Below are 3716 nucleotides of genomic sequence, written 5' to 3' on the forward strand. Positions count from 1 at the left end.
TGCCGGCGGCGACGGCATCCGCCTCCGCCTTGATCGCGATCATGGCCTCGACGAAACGATCGATCTCACCGAGGTCCTCGCTCTCCGTCGGCTCGACCATGAGGGTGCCTGCGACCGGGAACGACATCGTCGGCGCATGGAACCCGTAGTCGATGAGCCGCTTGGCCACGTCGTCGACGGTGATGCCCGTCGCCTCGGTGAGCGGCCGCAGGTCGAGGATGCACTCGTGGGCGACCAGCCCGTTCTCCCCGGCGTAGAGCACGGGGAAGTGCTCGCGCAGACGCGCGGCGACGTAGTTCGCCGCGAGCACGGCGGCCCCCGTCGCGCGCTTGAGACCGTCGGCGCCCATCATGCGCACGTAGGCCCAGCTGATCGGCAGGATGCTCGGGGAGCCGAACGGCGCAGCGCTGACGATGCGCTCGTGGACGGGCAGACTCGAGCGGTCGCGGTGGGCGACCGTGTCCCGCTGTGCGAGCGGATGCCCAGGCAGGAAGGCGGCGAGGTGCGCCTTGGCCGCAACGGGGCCGACGCCGGGGCCGCCGCCGCCGTGCGGGATGCAGAAGGTCTTGTGCAGGTTGAGGTGCGAGACGTCCCCACCGAAGTCGCCGAACCGGGCAAAGCCGAGCAGGGCGTTGAGGTTCGCACCGTCGACGTAGACCTGGCCCCCGGCGTCGTGCACCGCCTTGCAGATCCGACCGACCTCCTGCTCGTAGACGCCGTGGGTCGACGGGTAGGTGATCATGAGCGCGGCGAGCTCGTCCGCATGCTCGGCGATCTTGGCGCGCAGGTCGTCGAGGTCGACGTTTCCCAGCTCGTTCGTGGCGACCACCACCACCTTGAGCCCCGCGAGCACGGCGCTGGCGGCGTTCGTGCCGTGCGCGCTGGACGGGATCAGGCAGACGGTGCGCTGCGAGTCGCCCCTGGACAGGTGGTAACCGCGGATGGCGAGGAGGCCAGAGAGCTCGCCCTGACTGCCCGCGTTGGGCTGGAGCGAGACGGAGTCGTATCCGGTCACATCGGCGAGCCAGGACTGCAGCTGCTCGATAAGCTCGAGATACCCCTCGACATCGGACTCCGGAGCGAAGGGGTGCAGGCCCGCGAACTCCGGCCAGCTCACCGCCTCCATCTCGGTGGCGGCATTGAGCTTCATCGTGCAGGAGCCGAGCGGGATCATGCCCCGGTCGAGCGCGTAGTCGTAGTCGGCGAGGTGCTTGAGATAGCGCATCATCGAGGTCTCCGACCGATGCGTGTTGAAGACCGGATGCGTGAGGTACTCGCTGGTGCGCAGCAGACCGGCCGGGATCCAGCCGTCGATCTGTCTCGAGACGGTCTCGTCGGCGAGGTCCTCGCCGAGGATCCTCGCCACCGCGCGGATGTCCTCGAGGGTCGTCGTCTCGTCCACGGAGATCCTGATGTGGTCCTCGTCGGCGAGGAAGAACAGATAGCCGGCCTCGTGGGCGCGGGCGACGAGGCGTGCCGCATCCGTCTTCGTGTGCAGCGTGAGGGTGTCGAAATAGTTGGCGGAGACGACGGTGTGGCCGGCCTCGCTGGCCGCGCGGGCGAGCATCCTCGCGTATCGGGTGGTGCGCGTCGCGATCTGCTTGAGCCCCTGGGGGCCGTGGTAGACCGCGTACATGGACGCCATGACGGCGAGCAGAACCTGGGCCGTGCAGATGTTGGAGGTCGCCTTGTCCCTGCGGATGTGCTGCTCGCGCACCTGGAGAGACAGCCGGTAGGCGGGGTGGCCGGCCGCGTCCTGCGAGACCCCGACCAGGCGCCCAGGCAGCTGGCGCTCGAGGCCGGACCGCACCGACAGGTAGCCGGCGTGCGGGCCGCCGAAGCCCATCGGGACGCCGAATCGTTGGCTGGTGCCGACGGCGACGTCGGCCCCGAGCTCGCCAGGAGAGGCGATGAGGGTGAGGGCGAGCAGGTCGGCGGCCACCACGGCGAGCGCGCCCTTGGCCTTGGCGGCGGCGATGATCTCGCTCGGGTCCCAGATCCGGCCGGAGGCGCTCGGGTACTGCACGAAGAGACCGAAGGCCTCGGGAAGCTCGGAGGGCCGGATCTCGGAGAGCTCCAGCTCGACCAGCCGGATGCCGACCGCAGACGCACGGTTCTGCAGCAGGGCCAGGGTCTGCGGGAAGGTGTCGGCGTCGACCACGAAGACGGCGGACTCCGACTTGGAGGCACGACGAGCCAGCATCATGCCCTCGACGACGGCGGTCCCCTCGTCGAGCATGGAGGCGTTCGCGGTCGCGAGGCCGGTGAGGTCGGCGATCATGGTCTGGAAGTTGATGAGCGCCTCGAGCCGGCCCTGGGAGATCTCCGGCTGGTACGGCGTGTACGCCGTGTACCAGCTCGGGTTCTCCAGCACGTTGCGCTTGATGACGGCAGGGGTGATCGTGTCGTCGTAGCCGAGGCCGATCATGGACCGGTTGACGGTGTTCTTGCTCGCGAGCAGGCGCAGCTCCGCGAGCGCCTCCCGCTCGGTGGCGGCGGGAGGGAGCGCCGTCTCGGCCGCCGCGCGGAACGCGTCCACGTGGATCGAGGCGGGAACAGCGGCCCCGACAAGGGCCTCGACGCTGTCGTAGCCGATCGTCTCGAGCATGACGGCCTGGGCATCCGGATCGGTGCCGATATGACGCTCGGCGAAGCCGCCGATGACGGGCTCGGTGTCGGTCATCAGTCTCCGATCAGGGCCGCGTACTCGACGTACCCGAGCAGCGGAGGCAGCTCGGAGAAGCGCACCTTGACCAGCCAGCCAGCGCCGAAGGGGTCGCTGTTGACGAGCTCCGGGCTGTCGACGACGGCGTCGTTGATCTCCGCGACGGTGCCGTCGACGGGGGCGAACAGCTCGCCGACCGACTTGGTGGACTCGATCTCGCCGACGACCTTGCCGCTGACGACATCGGAGCCGACGGTGGGAAGGTCGACGAAGACGACGTCGCCCAGCTTGTCCGCGGCGTAGGCGGTGATGCCGACGGTCGCGATGTCGCCGTCGACGAGCACCCATTCGTGCTCTGCGGTGTAGAGGAGTGTGCTCTGGTCAGTCACTTGGTGACCTCTCTCTTGTAGAAGGGGAGTGGGACGACGGATGCCGGCACGCCGGTCCCGCGCACGTCGAGGAGGAGCTCGGTTCCGACGGCGCTCAGGTCGGGTTTCACGTAGGCCATCGCCACGGGAAAGCCGAGGGTCGGGCTGAGCGCCCCGCTGGTGACGATCCCGACCTCGCGGCCGGTGGTGTCGTATACGGGATACTCGGCCCGGCCGGCGCGCCTGCCCTCCGATCGAAGGCCGACGAGCACCCTGGCGCCCTCCGGGGGGCCGGCCAGGGTCGCCTCACGGCCGACGAAGTCGCCCTCCTTGGCGAGGTTGACCACCCGGCCAAGACCGGCCTGCACCGGGAAGACGTCGAGGGAGAGCTCGTGGCCGTACAGGGGCATCCCCGCCTCCAGGCGGAGGGTGTCGCGGCTGGCGAGGCCGGCGGGGACGAGTCCCCGGCCGACGCCCGCGGCCATCAGCTCCTCCCAGAGCGTCACCGCGATGAGATTGCGGACATAGATCTCGAAGCCGTCCTCACCGGTGTACCCGGTTCGTCCGATCATCGCCTCGTTGCCGCGGTAGCTGCCGAGCGTGCTCCAGTAGTACTTGAGATCGCGGGGTGCGACCGGCAGCTCGAAGGAGGGCAGGATCTTTTCGAGGATGCCGAGGGCGGC

Annotated in this window: 3 protein-coding genes; all 3 read right to left on the reverse strand. The window is 69.3% G+C overall.

The features are described from left to right. Window positions 1–2683, reverse strand: a 2683-nt coding sequence (gene gcvP / locus VGC18_RS03605; RefSeq protein ID WP_331094309.1) for an aminomethyl-transferring glycine dehydrogenase, incomplete at its 3' end; no start/stop codon positions are given. Further along, on the reverse strand, window positions 2683–3054 hold the full coding sequence (gene gcvH / locus VGC18_RS03610) for a glycine cleavage system protein GcvH (protein ID WP_331094311.1): 372 nt from the start codon (window positions 3052–3054) through the stop codon (window positions 2683–2685). The genes gcvH and gcvP, both read right to left, overlap by 1 nt. Continuing rightward, the coding region (locus VGC18_RS03615; protein ID WP_331094313.1) for a glycine cleavage T C-terminal barrel domain-containing protein at window positions 3051–3716 on the reverse strand (666 nt) is incomplete at its 5' end. The genes gcvH and VGC18_RS03615, both read right to left, overlap by 4 nt.

This window comes from Lacisediminihabitans sp. (assembly GCF_036404185.1).
Lineage (GTDB): Bacteria > Actinomycetota > Actinomycetes > Actinomycetales > Microbacteriaceae > Lacisediminihabitans.